This window comes from Pseudoalteromonas sp. 5Ae-yellow (genome assembly GCF_014077565.1).
In the GTDB taxonomy this organism is placed as follows: domain Bacteria; phylum Pseudomonadota; class Gammaproteobacteria; order Enterobacterales; family Alteromonadaceae; genus Pseudoalteromonas.
Window position 1 is genome coordinate 30,961 of record NZ_JACGWD010000028.1, and the last position, 16,719, is coordinate 47,679.

Genomic DNA, 16,719 nt, shown 5'->3' on the forward strand with positions numbered 1-16,719 from the left:
TATTTTACTGTATTAGCTAGTGGAGTTTTGGATCTAGCCTTTTGAATCTAGGATCTTATTGTACTTTCATGTTAGAATTTGCGCAATTTTTTGGCATAGCAAAGTAGCACAGTAATGATCTTAGATGATATTCGCATTGTTTTAGTTAACACGTCACATTCGGGCAATATTGGTTCGGCGGCTCGCGCCATGAAAACCATGGGTTTATCAAAACTTTATTTAGTTGATCCTGCTTGCGAAATAGACAGCCAAGCAAGTGCATTAGCTGCAGGCGCAACTGATGTTTTAGGCAATGCAGTTATTGTAGGTACTGTTGAAGAAGCTATCGCTGACTGTACATTAACGATTGGCACAAGTGCGCGTTCTCGTACGCTTTCGTGGCCAATGGTTGAACCACGTGAATGTGGTGAAAAGCTCGTTGCTGAAGCCGTAAATGGTCCTGTAGCGCTAGTATTTGGTCGTGAAAACAGTGGTTTAACTAATGAAGAATTACAGCTTTGTAATTACCATGTATGTATTCCTGCTAATCCAGAGTACAGCTCGCTTAATTTAGCTATGGCCGTACAAACACTTAGCTACGAAACTCGCATGGCATTTTTAAATCAACAACCTAAAAAGGTTGAAGAAGACGATGCAGTTTACCCAAGCTCAAAGCAAACTGAGCTGTTTTATGATCACCTTGAAGACACGTTGTTTAAAACAGGCTTTATCATCAAGCAACACCCTGGTTTAGTTATGACTAAATTGCGCCGTTTGTTTAACCGAGCTCACCCTGAAGATGCTGAAATGAATATTTTACGCGGTATTCTCACCTCAATTAATAAGGCTATCCCTAAGTAACTTAGGTATAGCTATTAGTTATAAAAGACCTAGACTAATTAACGCGCTAATACTTGACTAAATTACTCAGGTAATTACAATGGCTGTAATACTTGACCAAAGAGGTCAAGTATTGAAAATTTGTTAACTCTACAATTTAAAAGTAAGAGTTTCTAAATCAAATTTTTATCAAGTGATAATACTTGACTAATTTACTCTGGTAATTAAAATTTGCACTCTTTTGTGCAGGGGGCGTTATGAAGTTAACATCAAAAGGCAGATATGCCGTTACAGCTATGCTGGATGTTGCACTACACACAGGTGTAGGTCCTGTAGCCCTTGCTGATATTTCACAAAGACAAGAAATTTCTTTGTCTTACCTTGAACAATTATTTGCTCGTTTACGTAAAAATGGCCTAGTAAGTTCTGTTCGTGGACCTGGTGGAGGTTATCTACTAGGACGTGAAGCGAGCGTTATCTCTGTTGGCGATATTATTAGCGCCGTAGACGAATCGGTCGATGCAACACGTTGCCAAGGTGCCGATACCGGCTGTCAGAGTGGTATGCGCTGTTTAACACATAATTTGTGGTCAGACTTAAGCGCACGCATAGAAGAATTTTTGAATAATATTACCCTTGCTGAATTGGTGGAAAAATCAGATGTGAAAGAAATAGCATCGCGCCAAGATAACAGTATCAATAATGCAATTAAGCAGTTGGAAAACATTCAAGTAAGCTGTCAACTTTAAGGTTGACCTGCAGCGGAGAGAGAAATGAAGTTACCGATTTATTTAGATTACGCAGCGACCACGCCTGTTGACGAACGTGTTGCTAAAGAAATGATGCAATGCCTGACAATGGACGGTAAGTTTGGTAATCCTGCGTCACGCTCACACCGTTTTGGTTGGCAAGCAGAAGAAGCTGTTGACCAAGCGCGTACAGATATTGCTGATTTAATTAATGCAGACCCACGTGAAATTGTTTTCACATCGGGTGCAACAGAATCAAATAACCTTGCTATTAAAGGTGCTGCACAGTTTTACAAGAAAAAAGGTAAGCACGTTATTACCGCTAAAACTGAGCATAAAGCTGTAATCGACACATGTCGTGAGCTTGAGCGCCAAGGTTTTGAAGTGACTTACATGGACGTTGAAGAAAACGGCCTACTTGATTTACAAAAACTTGCCGACACAATGCGTGACGACACAGTACTTGTAAGCATCATGCACGTTAATAACGAGCTAGGTGTGATTCAAGATATCGCGACTATTGGCGAAATGTGTCGCGAACGTAAAATTATGTTCCACGTAGATGCAGCGCAAAGCGCGGGCAAAGTATTAATCGACGTGCAACAGCTTAAAGTTGATTTTATGTCGTTCTCTGCACATAAAGTGTATGGACCTAAAGGTGTTGGTGCACTTTACGTTCGTCGTAAACCACGTGCTCGCCTTGAAGCGCAAATGCACGGTGGCGGACATGAACGCGGTATGCGCTCTGGTACACTAGCAACTCACCAATTAGTGGGTATGGGTACTGCGTTTAAAATTGCTAAGCAAGATTTCGAAAAAGATCACGCACACATCAGCGCCTTACGTAATCGTTTAATCGACGGCATTATGGCTGATATGGACGAAGTATACTTTAACGGCACACAAGACCAATCAGTACCGGGTATTGTAAACATCAGCTTTAACTTTGTTGAAGGTGAGTCGTTACTTATGGCAGTAAAAGACATTGCAGTATCGTCAGGTTCAGCCTGTACATCTGCAAGCTTAGAGCCTTCTTATGTATTACGTGCACTTGGCCGTAACGACGAATTAGCACATAGCTCAATTCGTTTTAGTATTGGTCGCTTTACTACCGAAGAAGAGATTGATTACACCGTCGAATTAATGAAAAACTCTATCGGTCGCCTACGTGAGATGTCTCCACTTTGGGAGATGCATCAAGAAGGTATTGATTTAGATTCAGTTGAATGGGCTCACCACTAATAGTGTGGGCACATACCCTAGCAGGTAATGAGGATAGAATAATGGCTTATAGTGATAAAGTAATCGACCACGTAGAAAACCCACGTAACGTAGGTACTCTAGATAAGAACGATCCGTCAGTGGCAACGGGTATGGTAGGCGCACCAGCATGTGGTGACGTAATGAAACTGCAAATTAAAGTATCTGCCACTGGCGTTATTGAAGATGCAAAATTCAAAACCTACGGTTGTGGTAGCGCAATTGCTTCATCTTCACTTGTAACAGAGTGGGTTAAAGGCAAAACGCTAGACGAAGCAGCGACAATTAAAAACACTGATATCAGTGCAGAGCTTGAGTTGCCACCAGTGAAAATTCACTGTTCAATTTTAGCCGAAGACGCAATTCAAGCAGCAATTGCAGACTACAAAAGCAAACAAGCGAAGTAAGAAGAGAAACTCATGGCAGTGACATTGACAGATGCGGCAGCAAACCGCGTACAATCATTTTTAGCAAACCGCGGTAAAGGTTTAGGCCTGCGCGTTGGCATTAAAACGACGGGCTGTTCAGGTCTTGCTTATGTACTTGAGTTTGTTGACGATTTAAACGAAGACGATGAAACTTTTGCGGCTAAAGGTGTCACATTAATTGTTGACGCTAAAAGCTTAGTTTACATCGATGGCACAGAGCTCGACTACACTAAAGAAGGCTTAAATGAAGGGTTTAAATTTAATAACCCGAATCAAGCAGATGAGTGTGGTTGTGGCGAAAGCTTTACCGTTTAAGCTTTAAATATCTTTGTAGTATAAATAAGCCCTGCCAGTTAATGTAGGGCTTTGTTATTTCTGAATATTATTGGTTGAAGTTATGCGTTACTTTGAATTATTTGCAGTCCCCGTTGATTACAATATTGATTTAGCAACGGTTAACAAGCACTACTTGGAATTACAGCGTACTGTACATCCCGATCGCCACGCGAATGCGAGCAACCGCGATAAGTTAATGGCTGTGCAAAGCACTGCCGAAATTAACGATGCGCTACAAACGTTAAAGCACCCAGTAAAACGTGCCGAATATATGTTGAGCGAGCTAGGCGTTGATATTCGTGCAGAGCAGCAAACCTTGCAAGATCCAATGTTTTTAATGCAGCAAATGGAACTTCGCGAAGAACTTGAAGAGCTAACATCATCAAGCGATCCTGATACCGCCATTGCAAATTTTGAAAAACAAATTAAGCAACTAAACGCGCAGTACAGTGCACAACTTGCCGAGCAACTAGCGAGTAACGATGAGCAGCAATATCAACTTGCCGCAGATAATATTCGTAAACTGAAGTTTGTTTATAAGTTGCGTGACGAACTAGAGCGCATTGAAGACAGTTTATTTGACGATTAATTACTTGCTGCAAAGCGAGCAACACGAGTTTAAAGAGCATTATGGCATTATTGCAAATTGCTGAGCCGGGGCAGAGCGCGGCACCACACGAACATAAACTAGCTATTGGTATTGACCTTGGTACAACCAATTCATTAGTTGCAACAGTACAAAGTGGCGAAGCCCGCACGTTAACTGATGATCTTGGCGCGGCTATGTTACCGTCGGTTGTTCGTTATCAAGCAGGCGGTATTACTGTTGGCGCAGAAGCTGCACAAGCCGCAACGCAAGACCCTGCTAACACACTTATTTCGGTTAAGCGTTTTTTAGGTAAAACTCAGGCTGAAATAGAGCAAAGTTATGGGCAACTACCGTATGAATTTTGTGAGCACAATGGTGCGCTAGCAATAGAAACTGCGGCAGGTAAAATTAGTCCAATTAAAGCATCAAGCCATATTTTAGCTGCATTAAAAGCACGAGCTGAGCAAAGTTTTGGCAACCAAGAAATTTTAGGGGCTGTAATCACAGTACCAGCGTACTTTGATGACGCACAGCGCCAAAGTACTAAGGATGCCGCAGAGCTTGCTGGTATTAACGTACTACGTTTATTAAATGAGCCAACAGCAGCAGCGGTTGCTTATGGTTTAGATTCAGGTCAAGAAGGTATTATTGCTGTTTACGATTTAGGTGGTGGTACGTTTGATATATCAGTACTTAGATTACACCAAGGTGTGTTTGAAGTAATGGCAACCGGTGGCGACTCTAGCCTCGGCGGCGATGACTTTGATTCGCTCCTTGTTGATTACTTTAAGCAGCAAACAGGTGTGTCAGCATTATCACCTTCAGTTTTACGTTTATTCATCAATAAAGCAAAAGCGTGTAAAGAAGCATTAAGCCAATACGCTAAAGTAAACGTGGGCCTTGAGTTTGACGATCAAAAATACACCGTTGAAGTAACGCGCGAAACGTTTGATGAAATGGCTATGCCACTAATTAAAAAAACGCTGCGCTCGTGTCGTCGTGCTGTAAAAGATGCTGGCATTGAAAATGAAGAAGTGCTGCAAGTTATTATGGTAGGCGGTTCAACCCGTATGCCATTGGTACGTAGCCAAGTACAAAGCTTTTTTGATAAAGAGCCGCTAACTTCAATCGATCCTGATCGTGTTGTAGCCTTAGGTGCCGCGCTTCAAGCCGACGTGTTAATTGGCAATAAGCCCGATTCTGACATGTTATTACTTGATGTATTGCCGTTGTCGCTGGGCCTTGAAACGATGGGCGGTTTGGTTGAAAAAATCATTCCGCGTAATACCACGATACCGGTAGCACGCGCGCAAGAATTTACAACGTTCAAAGACGGCCAAACAGCCATGTCATTACATGTGCTGCAAGGTGAGCGTGAGCTTGTTGATGATTGTCGATCGCTTGCTAAGTTTAGCTTAAAAGGTATTCCACCAATGGCGGCAGGCGCTGCGCATATTCGTGTAACCTTTAAAGTTGATGCTGATGGCCTATTAAGTGTTTCAGCTATGGAAAAATCAACAGGTGTACAAGCTGAGATTCAAGTTAAGCCTTCGTTTGGTTTATCTGATGACCAAGTAGCTAACATGCTAAAAGAATCAATGAGCTACGCTAAAGGCGACATGCAAGCGCGTATGCTTAAAGAGCAACAAGTAGAAGCGTTGCGCGTAATAGAAGCGCTTAACGCATCACTTGAAGCCGATGGTGCATTACTTGACGATATGCAACTAGCTAACTTACGCGCTGAAATTGCAGAACTGGTAAAAGTGCGCGAAAATGCACAAGAGCCTGGCGAAATTAAAGCAGCTATCGAAAAAGTCGATAATGCGAGTAGCGACTTTGCATCGCGTAGAATGGATGCATCAATTAAAAAGGCCCTTACAGGGCAGTCAGTAGACAACATTTAAGAGAGATTAGAATGCCACAAATTGTTTTTCTTCCACATCCTGAATTATGTCCTGACGGCGCTGCAATTGAAGCTCCTACAGGTCAAACGGTACTCGACGCTGCGCTTAAAAATGGTATTAGCATTGCGCATGCTTGTGAAAAATCGTGTGCATGTACTACGTGTCACTTAGTGATTCGTGAAGGATTTGATTCACTTGAAGAAAGTGATGAGCTAGAAGACGACATGCTAGATAAAGCATGGGGCTTAGAGCCTGAATCACGCCTTGGTTGCCAAGCAATTATAAGAGATGAAGACCTAGTGGTTGAAATACCTAAGTACAATCTCAATATCGTTAATGAAGAGCACTAGTTTTTAACGATGTATATATTAAAAGCCGCTGTTTGATACAGCGGCTTTTTTGTTTCAAGAAAGCATTTATAAATACGTAGCAGCGACTTTATGTCGCGTTTTTAAATATCAAACGTTTTAAGTTAAATTTTTCTAATCTCAAACTTGAACATCAAAATGATCACGTATTTTTTAGATTATATAAACGCGGGTTAAACCCGCTGCTACGAGTTCAACCCAATCCCTAAAATCTATTTCGGAGGTTTATTTTGAGTAATCTTATTTTCTCAGACTCATTTATTAACGGCGAATTTTATAAAACTGATACGCGCTTTAGCGTTAACGATCCCGCTACCGAAAAAAGTATTGTTGAAGTAAGTGATATTGACGAGCAGGGTGTAAATAGCGCAATAACCGCAGCTCAAGGGGCTTTTGTTAAGTTAAAAACGACAAATGCCACTGAGCGAAGCGAAACCTTGATGCGCTGGTATGAGCTAGTAATAAAGCACAAGCAAACACTTGCAGAGCTGATGACTAAAGAGCAAGGCAAACCACTCAAAGAATCCCTTGGTGAGATTGATTACGGTGCAGGTTTTATCAAATGGTTTGCAGAAGAAGCCAAACGTAGTTACGGAGATGTAATTCCGCCAACAGATGACTCGCATCGTTTAACTAGCTTTAAGCAGCCTGTAGGTGTTGTAGCTGGTATAACGCCGTGGAACTTCCCTATTGCTATGGTTACTCGTAAAGTAGCGCCAGCTTACGCTGCGGGCTGTAGCTTTATATTAAAACCTTCTGAGCACACACCACTTTGTGCTATCGCACTTGCTTACTTAGCTGATCAAGCTGGTTTTGTTAAAGGTGCATTTAATGTACTGGTTTCTCAAGATGCCAAAACAGTAGGCAAAATGCTGACTGATTCAGAAGTTGTGCGTAAGTTTACATTTACCGGTTCTACCGGTGTAGGTAAGCAGTTGCTATCGCAATGTGCAGACACAATTAAACGCACCTCGATGGAGCTTGGCGGTAATGCACCTTTTATTATTTTTGATAATGCTGACTTAGATGAAGCTGTTGAAGGGCTAATGGCGGCTAAATTTAGAAACAGTGGGCAGGCATGTGTTGCTGCAAACCGTATTTTTATACAGCGTAATATTCTCGACAAAGTACTGTCAAAAATCACGCCTAAGGTTGCAGCGTTAAAAGTGGCAAATGGTTTTGAAGACGATGTTGATATTGGTCCACTCATTTACCCTAAAGCCAAAGAGAAAGTACAGAAGTTAGTACAAGACGCACTCGATAAAGGCGCGACGCTGGTTGGCGATAATAGCGACTTAGGTGGCAGCTTTCAAAATCCATTAATAGTAAACAATGTCACCACAGAAATGGATATTTACCACGAAGAGGTATTTGGTCCAGTATTGACGGTTATTCCTTTTGATGAAGAAAGTGAAGTGCTTGCACTTGCTAACGATGTACCATTTGGCCTAGCAGCCTATTTTTACAGCCAAAATATTAAGCAAATTTACCGAGTTAGTGAAGGGCTTGAATTTGGTATGGTCGGCGTAAATGAAGGTGTTATATCAAACCCAGTAGCGCCATTTGGTGGTGTTAAGCAATCTGGTTTAGGCCGAGAAGGCGGTCATCAAGGGCTTGATGAGTACTTAGAAGAAAAGTACGTGTGTATTAAAATATAACGCCCGTTAAGTTTATGAGCGCGAATTTACTTCGCGCTTTTTTTATGACGTTAATATGGCAGATATATGAACTTTATCTTTTACTGTTGCTACACAAAGCACTAAATGCTACCTTTGGAGCCATATTTTTTGTTAATAAAACAACATAAAAAAACAAATAAAAAGTAAAAGTATTTCTATAAGTAGAAATAACCCCGTGTGTAAATGCCACCGTCAGGTGGCATTTTTTTGTTTGAATAGTCATAGACTGTAATAAGCACATTTTGAATAAAGATATTACTTTATAGGTGCTAACTTATAGGTGTGTAACCAGGTAAGTTATCAAAATCTACCTCATCTAGCTGCTCTGGGTTAGCATATTCGTTGATATAATTTTTATAGACTTCTGACTCAATAAAAATAGCAAAAATATCAGGATCAAGGTGATTATTACTAACCATGTTCCCTAGAATATTCAAACATTCACTTACCGGTTTTGCTTTTTTATAGGGCCTGTCTACGGCAGAGAGTGCTTCAAAAATATCCGTAATAGCCATTAACCTTGCAGGCACCGACATTTGTTCTTTGGTTAAACCTCTTGGGTAACCAGTACCGTCAAGTTTTTCATGATGACCTAATGCATATTCAGCTACATTACTAAGATGTTTAGGGAACGGCAAAATATCTAATATATTTTTAGTTATATCCATATGGCGTTTCATGATTTCGCGCTCACCTTGGGTAAGTGTGCCGCGTCGTATCATGAGGTTTTCTACTTCATCATCAGTCAGTAGAGGTGTTTCTTCGCCGTTTATTTTAAGCGAATACTGTTTTGATATTCTCAGTATATGGGCTTGTTCTTCTTCGCCCAAAAACTCACCGCCAATATTCACCCGCTGTAATAATGCACGGTCGAGGGCTAGTTGTTTAAGCTCAGTTTCAAGCAATCGTTCAAATTGTAAAACCTCAACCGACTTGTTCTGTTTTATTGCTGAAATAATTTGCTGCTGATAAGAGAGTTCTAAATCTCGACTAATTATTTCAAACTTAGCATCAATAAACTCTATGCGATCGAAAATAGTCTCTAACTTGGTCGACTTTTCCATAATATGATCAGGAGTAGCAATTTTCCCACAGTCATGTAGCCATCCCGCAACACTTAGTTCATGGCGATCCTCTGGGCTCATTATAAAATCTGCTAGTGGACCTTTATCTATTTTATGCACTGCATCAGCAAGCATTAACGTCAGTGCTGGTACCCGCTTACAGTGGCCGCCCGTGTGAGGAGACTTTTCATCTATTGCCATTGCGATAGCTTCGGCAAACGTTGAAAAAAGCACTTCCATATCTTTAACTAAAGTAGAGTTAGTTAGTGAAATAGCGCCTAAAGAGGCAAAAGATCGAATCAGAGTGACGAGCTCTTCACTAAAAGGAATGTTTTTATTTTGCGCATCTTTTACATTTATAAGCTGGATTACACCAATAATGTCATCTTCATGATCTTTTAAAGGAATTGTTAGCATGGACTCAGAACGATAACCCGTGCGAGCATCCATTTTGCGTGCAGCGCTCATATCAAAAGGCAAGGCATCATACACGTCAGGAATATTTATTACTTCCCCTGTATTAACAGAATGCGCAACAATAGCGGTGTCATTTGGTTTGCCATCAATAAAAAGCTCTATATTAGGAAAATCAACAGGACCACCTAATGTGCCGCCTAAATAAAGATTCAATGATTTGTTTATTACTGTTTCAAACTTTAGTTGTTTGTTTGAGGTAATAGAGTAAATGCTGCCAGCATCAGAATTTGCTATCGACATTACAACTTGCAGTATTTCATCAAGTAACTTAGACGAGTTTTTTTCGGTTGTTAGTCTAATGCTAATATCGATAAAGTGTTGAAGATTTGTTTTGTCTTTAATGTGCTGTCGCATATGTTTACTACTTTTGAGTATGTTTAAAGGCACCATTCCAATCCTTAGCTAGTGTTTGCAAATCAGTGCCCTTAATACGTTCAATAAAAATGGCATAAATGTTGGGGCTAAATACGGTTGTACTGTGTAGTTCTTTAAATAAGCTAAGTGCTTGTGGCCAGTTTTTATTATAAAAAAGCGTTATGGCCTGCTGCGACTTTTTAACTTCATTTAACTGCTCTTCATCGAGCTTATCTGTAAAGTTTATAGGTTCAAACAACTGTACAGCAGCTGTTTTACCAACAACTTGCACTTTATCTATTAGACGAAATGAAATATGAGGGCATTCCTTCATCGTTTCTTCTGTAACAAGAATAGCTACGCCATAAAATTTGGTCAAGCTTTCTACTCTAGCACCTAAATTAACAGTATCACCAAGAACTGTATAGGCTTTACGGTAAACCGAACCCATATCACCTACATTCATGTCGCCAGTACTTAAACCGATACCTATTTTTATTGCAGGCTGGTTGTTTTCTGCAAATAACTGATTTATTTTCGTTAACCCGTGGATCATAGACATTGCGGCTTCAACACCATGGCGAGCGTGATTTTCATCTTTTAGTGGGGCATTCCAAAATGCCATCACCATATCGCCTACGTACTTATCAATAGTTCCGTGATGATCAAATATGATTTTGGTAATAGCCGTAAGATATTCGTTTAAATATTCACTTAACTGATGAGGGGTCATACTTTCTGATAGTGAAGTGAAACTACGAATGTCGGCAAACAACACAGTCATATTTTTTCGCTCACTTTTTTGAGATAAACTTTTACCTTGCAGTATCATTTGGTTTATACGCTCAGGAGGAACATATTGGTCAAACATAGATTTTATTTTTCGGCTGTGTTTCATTTCAGCGATAGAGCCTACAATGATGTAATAACCGGCTAATATAATGATGAGTAAAAGAGGCATTAATAAAGGTAAACTAATTTTTTGTACTGACCATAAATAAACGTTTGAAAATATAACGACACTTGTGACTATAAGAGACAAAATAATAATAAAACGTGCGCTCTTACCGTGGCTAAAAAACGATAATACGCCACCAGTTAATGCAATGATGAGTAAGCTTGCCCCCAGTGACCAATTAGGTTTAGATGGAAGTAGTTCTGGGTGCATTAATCCTTCAAATATGTTGGCATGTACCTCAACACCAGGGTACTGCAAACCAACCGGTGTTGATCTTAAATCAGCGAGCCCAATTGCCGATGTGCCAATAAACGCTACAGTGCCTTCTAATTCCTCTGAGCCAATTCGCTGAGTCAAAATATCGGTAGCCGAATAATAAGGAAAGCTATGCGCACGGCCTTTGTAAGGAATTAATACTTGCCCATACTCATCAGTTTGAATCCACTTATCTTGAAACTTTATACCTTCGAATAAGGTTATACCATCTAACATATTGGAACGGGTTTCTATGTTTTCAGCAAGGGTATACAGCCGAGCAACTTCAAGTGCTAAAGAAGGGTAGAGTGTATCGCCAACTCGATTTACAAGAGCTGCTTTACGTATAAAACCATCTTCATCGCTATGTGCATTGATAAAACCGGTACCCGTTGTCGCATTTTGTAACTGAGGAATATTTACAATAGCACCAGGAAACTGGTTTATTTGTGAATTAGTATGATCTGCATTTGCCCATACAACACTGCTTTTAGCTGGCAAGTTTTGATTTGTGAGTTGTTCATCAATTAATAAAAAACCAAGAACAGTATCATTTTTAGATAATGCGCTTGCTAGCTTTGAGTCTGCATCGACTTGTTTAGTAATTTCAGCAAAGGGGATGGTGTACTTTTTTGATAAATCAGGAATCTCAGACATAATTTTTGTAACAGGGTTTTCTTCCTGTTCAGAAAAAAATATATCGAATGCAATAACAATAACACCTGCATCGCTAAGCTTTGTAACAAGGTCGGCTAATTTTGAGCGACTCCAAGGAAAGCGTCCTTGTTCTTGCATGCTCTTTTCATCGATATCAATTATTACAACGGTTTCATCGATGCGCCTAGGCGTCTCTGAAAGCGTCAGTAATAACCGAGAGTCGTATATTATGCCTTCTACACGGTTAACTAACTTTGCAAGCGACCCAGTTGAAAATAACTCTATTGATGCAATTAATAATGTAATAACAGCGCCAATAAAAAAGTGCTTTGAGGTAATGGGTTTTAAGAAGCTAATGAGTAACGCTCCTTGATAGACTAAAAATCAAAAACTCGTCCTTCTCGGCCGCATTCTATTTTTACCTGTTGAGCGTACTGCGTGTGTAAATACTTTTCTATAGCGACTAACTGTTCATCGGTTCTTGATGGATCGTGGCTAATAATAATCACATTTTTAATACTCGCTTTTATAGCAAGCTCAGCAACCTGATCTATGGTGCTATGACCCCAACCATGCTTAAGAGGCAAGTCTGCATCTATAAATTGAGCATCGTGAATTAGTAAATCAGCGCCTTCAATAAAATTACTCCATTCGCAAATACTTGTGTTTAGCTTATCTGGTGGGTTTAGCTCATTGTCGGTAACGTAAGCTATCTTTTTTTCATCTGCTTTAATGCAATAAGCAGTACCGCCACCAGGGTGATTCAGTGGAGCAGTAGAAACCAAAAAACCGTTAAGTGTAAATTGCTTTTGAGACGATAAATCAGTATTAAGCGTAATATTGGCAGGTAAATCCTGATAACACACAGGAAAGTACGAACCACTCATTTGCTTTAATATGGCATCTTGGCTTTTTTTATCATCAACGTTGCCAGCTACAATGGTTATATTGCGGTTGGGCTGGTAGATAGGTTTAAAAAAAGGAAACCCTTGAATATGATCCCAATGATTGTGCGTTAGCAAAATATTGATAGGACTTTGTGTTTCTAGTAAACGTGTACCGAGTTCTACAATACCGGTACCAGAGTCTAAAATAAGATCTTTACCGTTGTTTTGTTCAATGTACACACATGAGGTATTTCCCCCAAAAATGTGTGTATTACTTCCAGCTGAAGGCATCGAGCCTCTAACACCAAAAAATTCAACTTTCATAATTTAAGGCTAAGCTCCATCTGCTTCAAAATTGAATTTAGAAATACTAACATTGTTAGAGTTAGTGTCATTACAGGTGCTACTTACAACAACTTGGGTATCATTTTGCAGGATGATTGAAGTAAACACATGTGTACTGACACATTGGCTTGCTTCATAAAAGCCGGCACCACTGGCTCCAAACGTATTATCCAAAGTACCGTCAGTTAAAATGCGCGCTAACATGCCTTTATTGTTAGCCTTGCCTGCTAAAATAAGTTGATTGCTGCTATCTAGCGCTGCACCACTTAGCTCAGTGTTACCGGTTGAGGCCAAAGTATATTCACCGACACCATTTGCGGCAAAGCTAGTATCAAGCGTACCCGTAACAAGCAACCTAATAACATTGGCTTTATTTGGCGAATCAATAAGGTTTGCTATTAAATATAACTTACCCGTTGTGTCAGTTAAAATCTGCACTATTTTATTGTCGGTATCTGTAGTTTCTTGACCTACATATTTAAAGATTTCAGTACCGTTTGAGCTCAACTTCAATGCGATTAGCTTTGAAGTGCCACTTAATACAGACTTACCACCAATGAAAATATCTGCATTGTCGGTATGTACGCGGTTATAGTACTCAAAAGCTGAGCCTATGATACTTCCGCCAGTGCCAAAGTTAGGCTCAAGGGTGCCTTCTGGAGTCAACATTATAACGATTGGGCTAGGAGTACCACTTGTTACTATTGACCCGACAGTAATAATGTTACCGCTGTTATCAAGTGCAATATCTGTCAGGTTTACCAATTCTGCGCCACTGACAGAGGTTGTGTATACACCGTCTGTTGCAAATGAAGTGTCTAAATTACCAGACTGTTCAACTTTAGCTATAAAGCCCTCTTCACCGTCAGTTTTGCTTTTAGATCCCACAATAAATAAGCTTCCGCTATTGTGTTCAACCAACGCTATATTAGATGCGCTTAAATCTATGGCAATTTCTTTATGGCCACTTTCGCTAAAGCTAGTATCGATATCACCTGCACTCGTAAAGCGTGTTAATACTAACTTAGTAATTGAGTCCGATTTAGCCGTTGATGCAAGAATGTACTTACCGGCATGAGGGTCATTGCTAAGTTGTAAAACGTGCATTGATTGATCGTCAGATTCTGCGCTTATAGTATCAAAAGCAAGATAACCAACGTCTGCAAAGTTGGTAAATAATGTGGCTTGCTCGTCAACTGCAGCAACAAATGGTTTGGTGGTTGAGTCGTCAACAACACCCGATATCCATACAGTATCATTAGCATCTATAGTTGCTGATTTGGCAAATTGTTTTCCATTGATATCTGAAATGATATTAATACCTGATGCACCATAAGTACTATCAAGTGAGCCGTCTGAAGTTAAAATACGGGCAGAAAATAACTTTTCGTTAGCTGAAACACCGGTAGTGCCAGATAAAGTAATTCCATTTTTAATTGGCTCGTATTTTACGCCTGTTACGTTCGCGCCACCATTACCTGCACCACCGTTACCATCAATATCGTAAATAGCAGTACCTGCATCACCAAAACTCGTTATAAGAGTACCCGTTTTATCAATAGCCAAAACCACGGCTTCTTTTTCACCACTGTTACGAGTTATGTAACCACCTGCAAAAGCTGTAAATTCGGTGTTTTTAGCGCCGCCAATTGCAAATAGTTCGTCATCTTTATTATTCTTGGACAAGTCGAGCGATAATGCTGCGCTACCATTAAAGCTTCCATTGTTTTCACCATCAGAAATTAAATAACGAATAAGTACGTCTTTATCACCAGTTGCACTTGTGACACTGCCAACAACCATAAGATCAGAGCTATTAAAGTTTTTAATAGCAAACGCTTCGTCATCTCTACTAGCGCCGCTCACATCGACAATTTTAGGGCTTCCGGCTTCATAAGCGAGCGTAGATATGTCGTATTTTATCCATAAGCTATCGTTGTCGTTACCATTAAATGACTTACCAACAGCCTGAATTTTATTGTCGCTAAATTCAAGGTCATTAATCACGAGGGTGCTTGCTAATGCGGTACAGTGAATACCTGAATTATTATCTCCAGAGTTATTACTTAATACGCCAGCGGTATTCATTTTCAACAAACATGCTTCGGTATTTGTGCCATCAAAACTAGTGTAAGCAACAAAGAGGCTTGTACCATCAGAGATGATAGCTGTTGCTTGTTCATCATTTTCTAAATCTAATACTTTAACGCCATCACCATTAAATGCTGTATTTATCACACCACTCGTTGTATACGATGCAATAACAATATCTTTGTCGCTGTTATTACTAAAACCTACAAAGTAAAGGTTATTATTTAGCTCAATACTGTCATTAAATTCACCGCTTGAAAAAACTCCAGAAAGCTCAAGTTCACCTGTTATAGGGCGACCAAATGTTTCATCTTCAACAGGAACTAGGGGCTCCATATCATCAGTGATATCAATTATTATATTAATAGGAGTTGTTTCGTTAGGCGTACCGTCGTCAGTAATAGCTAGGCTCAATATGTACTGAGGAGTTGTTTCAAAATCAAACGGGCTTTCACCTTTTACAGTTAATAAGCCAGAATCATTATTTATTTCGAATATGGGGGCACCACTGAGTATGGTGTAACTTAAATTTTGGTTCTCAATGTCTGAGGCACTAACAGACCCAATAGTGTCGCCATCGGTTGCGTTTTCGCTAATATTAAAACCTTGGTTTGACGCAACTGGAGCATCGTTAATAGGAGCAATCGTAATTGACAAACTACCAGTATCTGTAGCGTTATTCCCATCATCAACAGTATAACTGACAACAACAATACCGTTGGTATTTGCAGCCGGTGTGTACTGTAGTTTGTTATCAACAACGGATACTGAACCGCTATCGGCTGACGCTGCTGTTATGCTTAGGTTATCGCCATCAGAGTCAGTATCATTTGCTAATACGTTTATCAGTATTGGTGCAGCATCTTCAGCCATGGTCGCGGTATCGTTATTGGCAACAGGCGCATCGTTTACTGCAGTTATCGTAATAGTGAGTGTAGCAGTGTTCGTTCCACCATTATTATCACTAACAGTATAAGTTATAGTGGCGAGTCCATTTTCATTCGGTGCAGGGGTGTATTGAATTTGATTGCCAACTACTGAGACTGAGCCAATATCGGCTGATGCTGCACTGATCGCCAGGCTGTCGCCATCTTCATCAGAGTCATTGGCTAATACGTTTATCAGTATTGGCGCTGCATCTTCAGCCATAGTTGCAGTATCGTTATTAGTCACTGGTGCATCATTCACGGCAGTTATTGTAATAGCGACTGTGGCTGTATTGGTTCCACCATTATTATCACTTACAGTATAAGTTACCGTGGCGAGTCCATTGGTATTCGCAGCTGGGGTATATTGAATTTGATTGCCAACTACTGAGGCTGAGCCAATATCAGCTGAGGCAGCACTGATCGTCAGGCTGTCGCCATCCTCATCTGAGTCATTGGCTAATACGTTTATCAGTATTGGCGCTGCATCTTCCGCCATAGTTGCCGTGTCAGCATTTGCTATTGGAGCATCATTTACAGGTGTAATAGTGATAGTTAACGTTGCTGTACTGG

At 40.2% G+C, this 16,719-nt stretch carries 13 protein-coding genes; 9 read left to right on the forward strand and 4 right to left on the reverse strand.

Annotated features, from left to right (window positions below):
• The first annotated feature begins 114 nt into the window (after window positions 1–114).
• The 9 genes from trmJ (at window position 115) to H4J63_RS09525 (ending at window position 8,111) form a co-directional block, all read left to right on the forward strand.
• The gene (gene trmJ, locus H4J63_RS09485) at window positions 115–840 is read left to right on the forward strand and encodes a tRNA (cytosine(32)/uridine(32)-2'-O)-methyltransferase TrmJ (RefSeq protein ID WP_024589846.1); all 726 of its coding nucleotides are present in this window, start codon (window positions 115–117) and stop codon (window positions 838–840) included.
• Window positions 841–1,076: 236 nt separating this feature from the next.
• Window positions 1,077–1,568 carry a Fe-S cluster assembly transcriptional regulator IscR gene (iscR, locus tag H4J63_RS09490; RefSeq protein ID WP_007586371.1) on the forward strand — a complete coding sequence of 164 codons (492 nt, stop codon included), beginning with the start codon at window positions 1,077–1,079 and terminating at the stop codon, window positions 1,566–1,568.
• Window positions 1,569–1,592: 24 nt separating this feature from the next.
• Entirely contained in the window at window positions 1,593–2,810 is a 1,218-nt protein-coding gene (locus H4J63_RS09495) for an IscS subfamily cysteine desulfurase (protein WP_002958425.1), read from the forward strand.
• Between the two features lie 41 nt (window positions 2,811–2,851).
• Window positions 2,852–3,235: a Fe-S cluster assembly scaffold IscU gene (gene iscU / locus H4J63_RS09500; RefSeq protein WP_002958426.1), complete on the forward strand. Its 384-nt coding sequence runs from the start codon at window positions 2,852–2,854 to the stop codon at window positions 3,233–3,235.
• Between the two features lie 12 nt (window positions 3,236–3,247).
• The gene (gene iscA, locus H4J63_RS09505; RefSeq protein WP_002958427.1) at window positions 3,248–3,571 is read left to right on the forward strand and encodes an iron-sulfur cluster assembly protein IscA; all 324 of its coding nucleotides are present in this window, start codon (window positions 3,248–3,250) and stop codon (window positions 3,569–3,571) included.
• An 82-nt stretch (window positions 3,572–3,653) separates the two neighbouring features.
• Window positions 3,654–4,181 carry a co-chaperone HscB gene (hscB, locus tag H4J63_RS09510; protein ID WP_182196168.1) on the forward strand — a complete coding sequence of 176 codons (528 nt, stop codon included), beginning with the start codon at window positions 3,654–3,656 and terminating at the stop codon, window positions 4,179–4,181.
• Window positions 4,182–4,222: 41 nt separating this feature from the next.
• Window positions 4,223–6,085 (forward strand): Fe-S protein assembly chaperone HscA, encoded by a 1,863-nt coding sequence (gene hscA / locus H4J63_RS09515; RefSeq protein WP_182196170.1) that lies wholly within the window; start codon window positions 4,223–4,225, stop codon window positions 6,083–6,085.
• A gap of 11 nt (window positions 6,086–6,096) precedes the next feature.
• Complete coding sequence (fdx, locus tag H4J63_RS09520) at window positions 6,097–6,435, forward strand: ISC system 2Fe-2S type ferredoxin (RefSeq protein ID WP_002958430.1); 339 nt, start codon at window positions 6,097–6,099, stop codon at window positions 6,433–6,435.
• Between the two features lie 248 nt (window positions 6,436–6,683).
• Window positions 6,684–8,111, forward strand: a complete 1,428-nt coding sequence (locus H4J63_RS09525; RefSeq protein ID WP_182196173.1) for an NAD-dependent succinate-semialdehyde dehydrogenase — start codon at window positions 6,684–6,686, stop codon at window positions 8,109–8,111.
• A 290-nt stretch (window positions 8,112–8,401) separates the two neighbouring features.
• Here H4J63_RS09525 and H4J63_RS09530 read toward each other — a convergent pair whose 3' ends face one another.
• From H4J63_RS09530 to H4J63_RS09545, 4 genes are all read right to left on the reverse strand, one after another.
• Complete coding sequence (locus H4J63_RS09530) at window positions 8,402–10,063, reverse strand: HD-GYP domain-containing protein (protein ID WP_154903978.1); 1,662 nt, start codon at window positions 10,061–10,063, stop codon at window positions 8,402–8,404.
• On the reverse strand, window positions 10,035–12,254 hold the full coding sequence (locus H4J63_RS20530) for a CHASE2 domain-containing protein (protein ID WP_290191944.1): 2,220 nt from the start codon (window positions 12,252–12,254) through the stop codon (window positions 10,035–10,037). The genes H4J63_RS09530 and H4J63_RS20530 overlap by 29 nt, the downstream gene beginning before the upstream one ends.
• A gap of 20 nt (window positions 12,255–12,274) precedes the next feature.
• Window positions 12,275–13,108 (reverse strand): MBL fold metallo-hydrolase, encoded by an 834-nt coding sequence (locus tag H4J63_RS09540; protein WP_024605050.1) that lies wholly within the window; start codon window positions 13,106–13,108, stop codon window positions 12,275–12,277.
• A gap of 9 nt (window positions 13,109–13,117) precedes the next feature.
• Window positions 13,118–16,719, reverse strand: a 3,602-nt coding sequence (locus tag H4J63_RS09545) for a cadherin repeat domain-containing protein (protein ID WP_182196176.1), incomplete at its 5' end; no start/stop codon positions are given.

What these genes read in the sequence shown, in the direction of transcription:
- trmJ (WP_024589846.1), top strand. Translation starts at nt 115, where the DNA reads ATGATCTTAGATGATATTCGCATTGTTTTAGTTAACACGTCACATTCG.
- iscR (WP_007586371.1), top strand. Translation starts at nt 1,077, where the DNA reads ATGAAGTTAACATCAAAAGGCAGATATGCCGTTACAGCTATGCTGGAT.
- H4J63_RS09495 (WP_002958425.1), top strand. Translation starts at nt 1,593, where the DNA reads ATGAAGTTACCGATTTATTTAGATTACGCAGCGACCACGCCTGTTGAC.
- iscU (WP_002958426.1), top strand. Translation starts at nt 2,852, where the DNA reads ATGGCTTATAGTGATAAAGTAATCGACCACGTAGAAAACCCACGTAAC.
- iscA (WP_002958427.1), top strand. Translation starts at nt 3,248, where the DNA reads ATGGCAGTGACATTGACAGATGCGGCAGCAAACCGCGTACAATCATTT.
- hscB (WP_182196168.1), top strand. Translation starts at nt 3,654, where the DNA reads ATGCGTTACTTTGAATTATTTGCAGTCCCCGTTGATTACAATATTGAT.
- hscA (WP_182196170.1), top strand. Translation starts at nt 4,223, where the DNA reads ATGGCATTATTGCAAATTGCTGAGCCGGGGCAGAGCGCGGCACCACAC.
- fdx (WP_002958430.1), top strand. Translation starts at nt 6,097, where the DNA reads ATGCCACAAATTGTTTTTCTTCCACATCCTGAATTATGTCCTGACGGC.
- H4J63_RS09530 (WP_154903978.1), bottom strand. Translation starts at nt 10,063, where the DNA reads ATGGTGCCTTTAAACATACTCAAAAGTAGTAAACATATGCGACAGCAC.
- H4J63_RS09540 (WP_024605050.1), bottom strand. Translation starts at nt 13,108, where the DNA reads ATGAAAGTTGAATTTTTTGGTGTTAGAGGCTCGATGCCTTCAGCTGGA.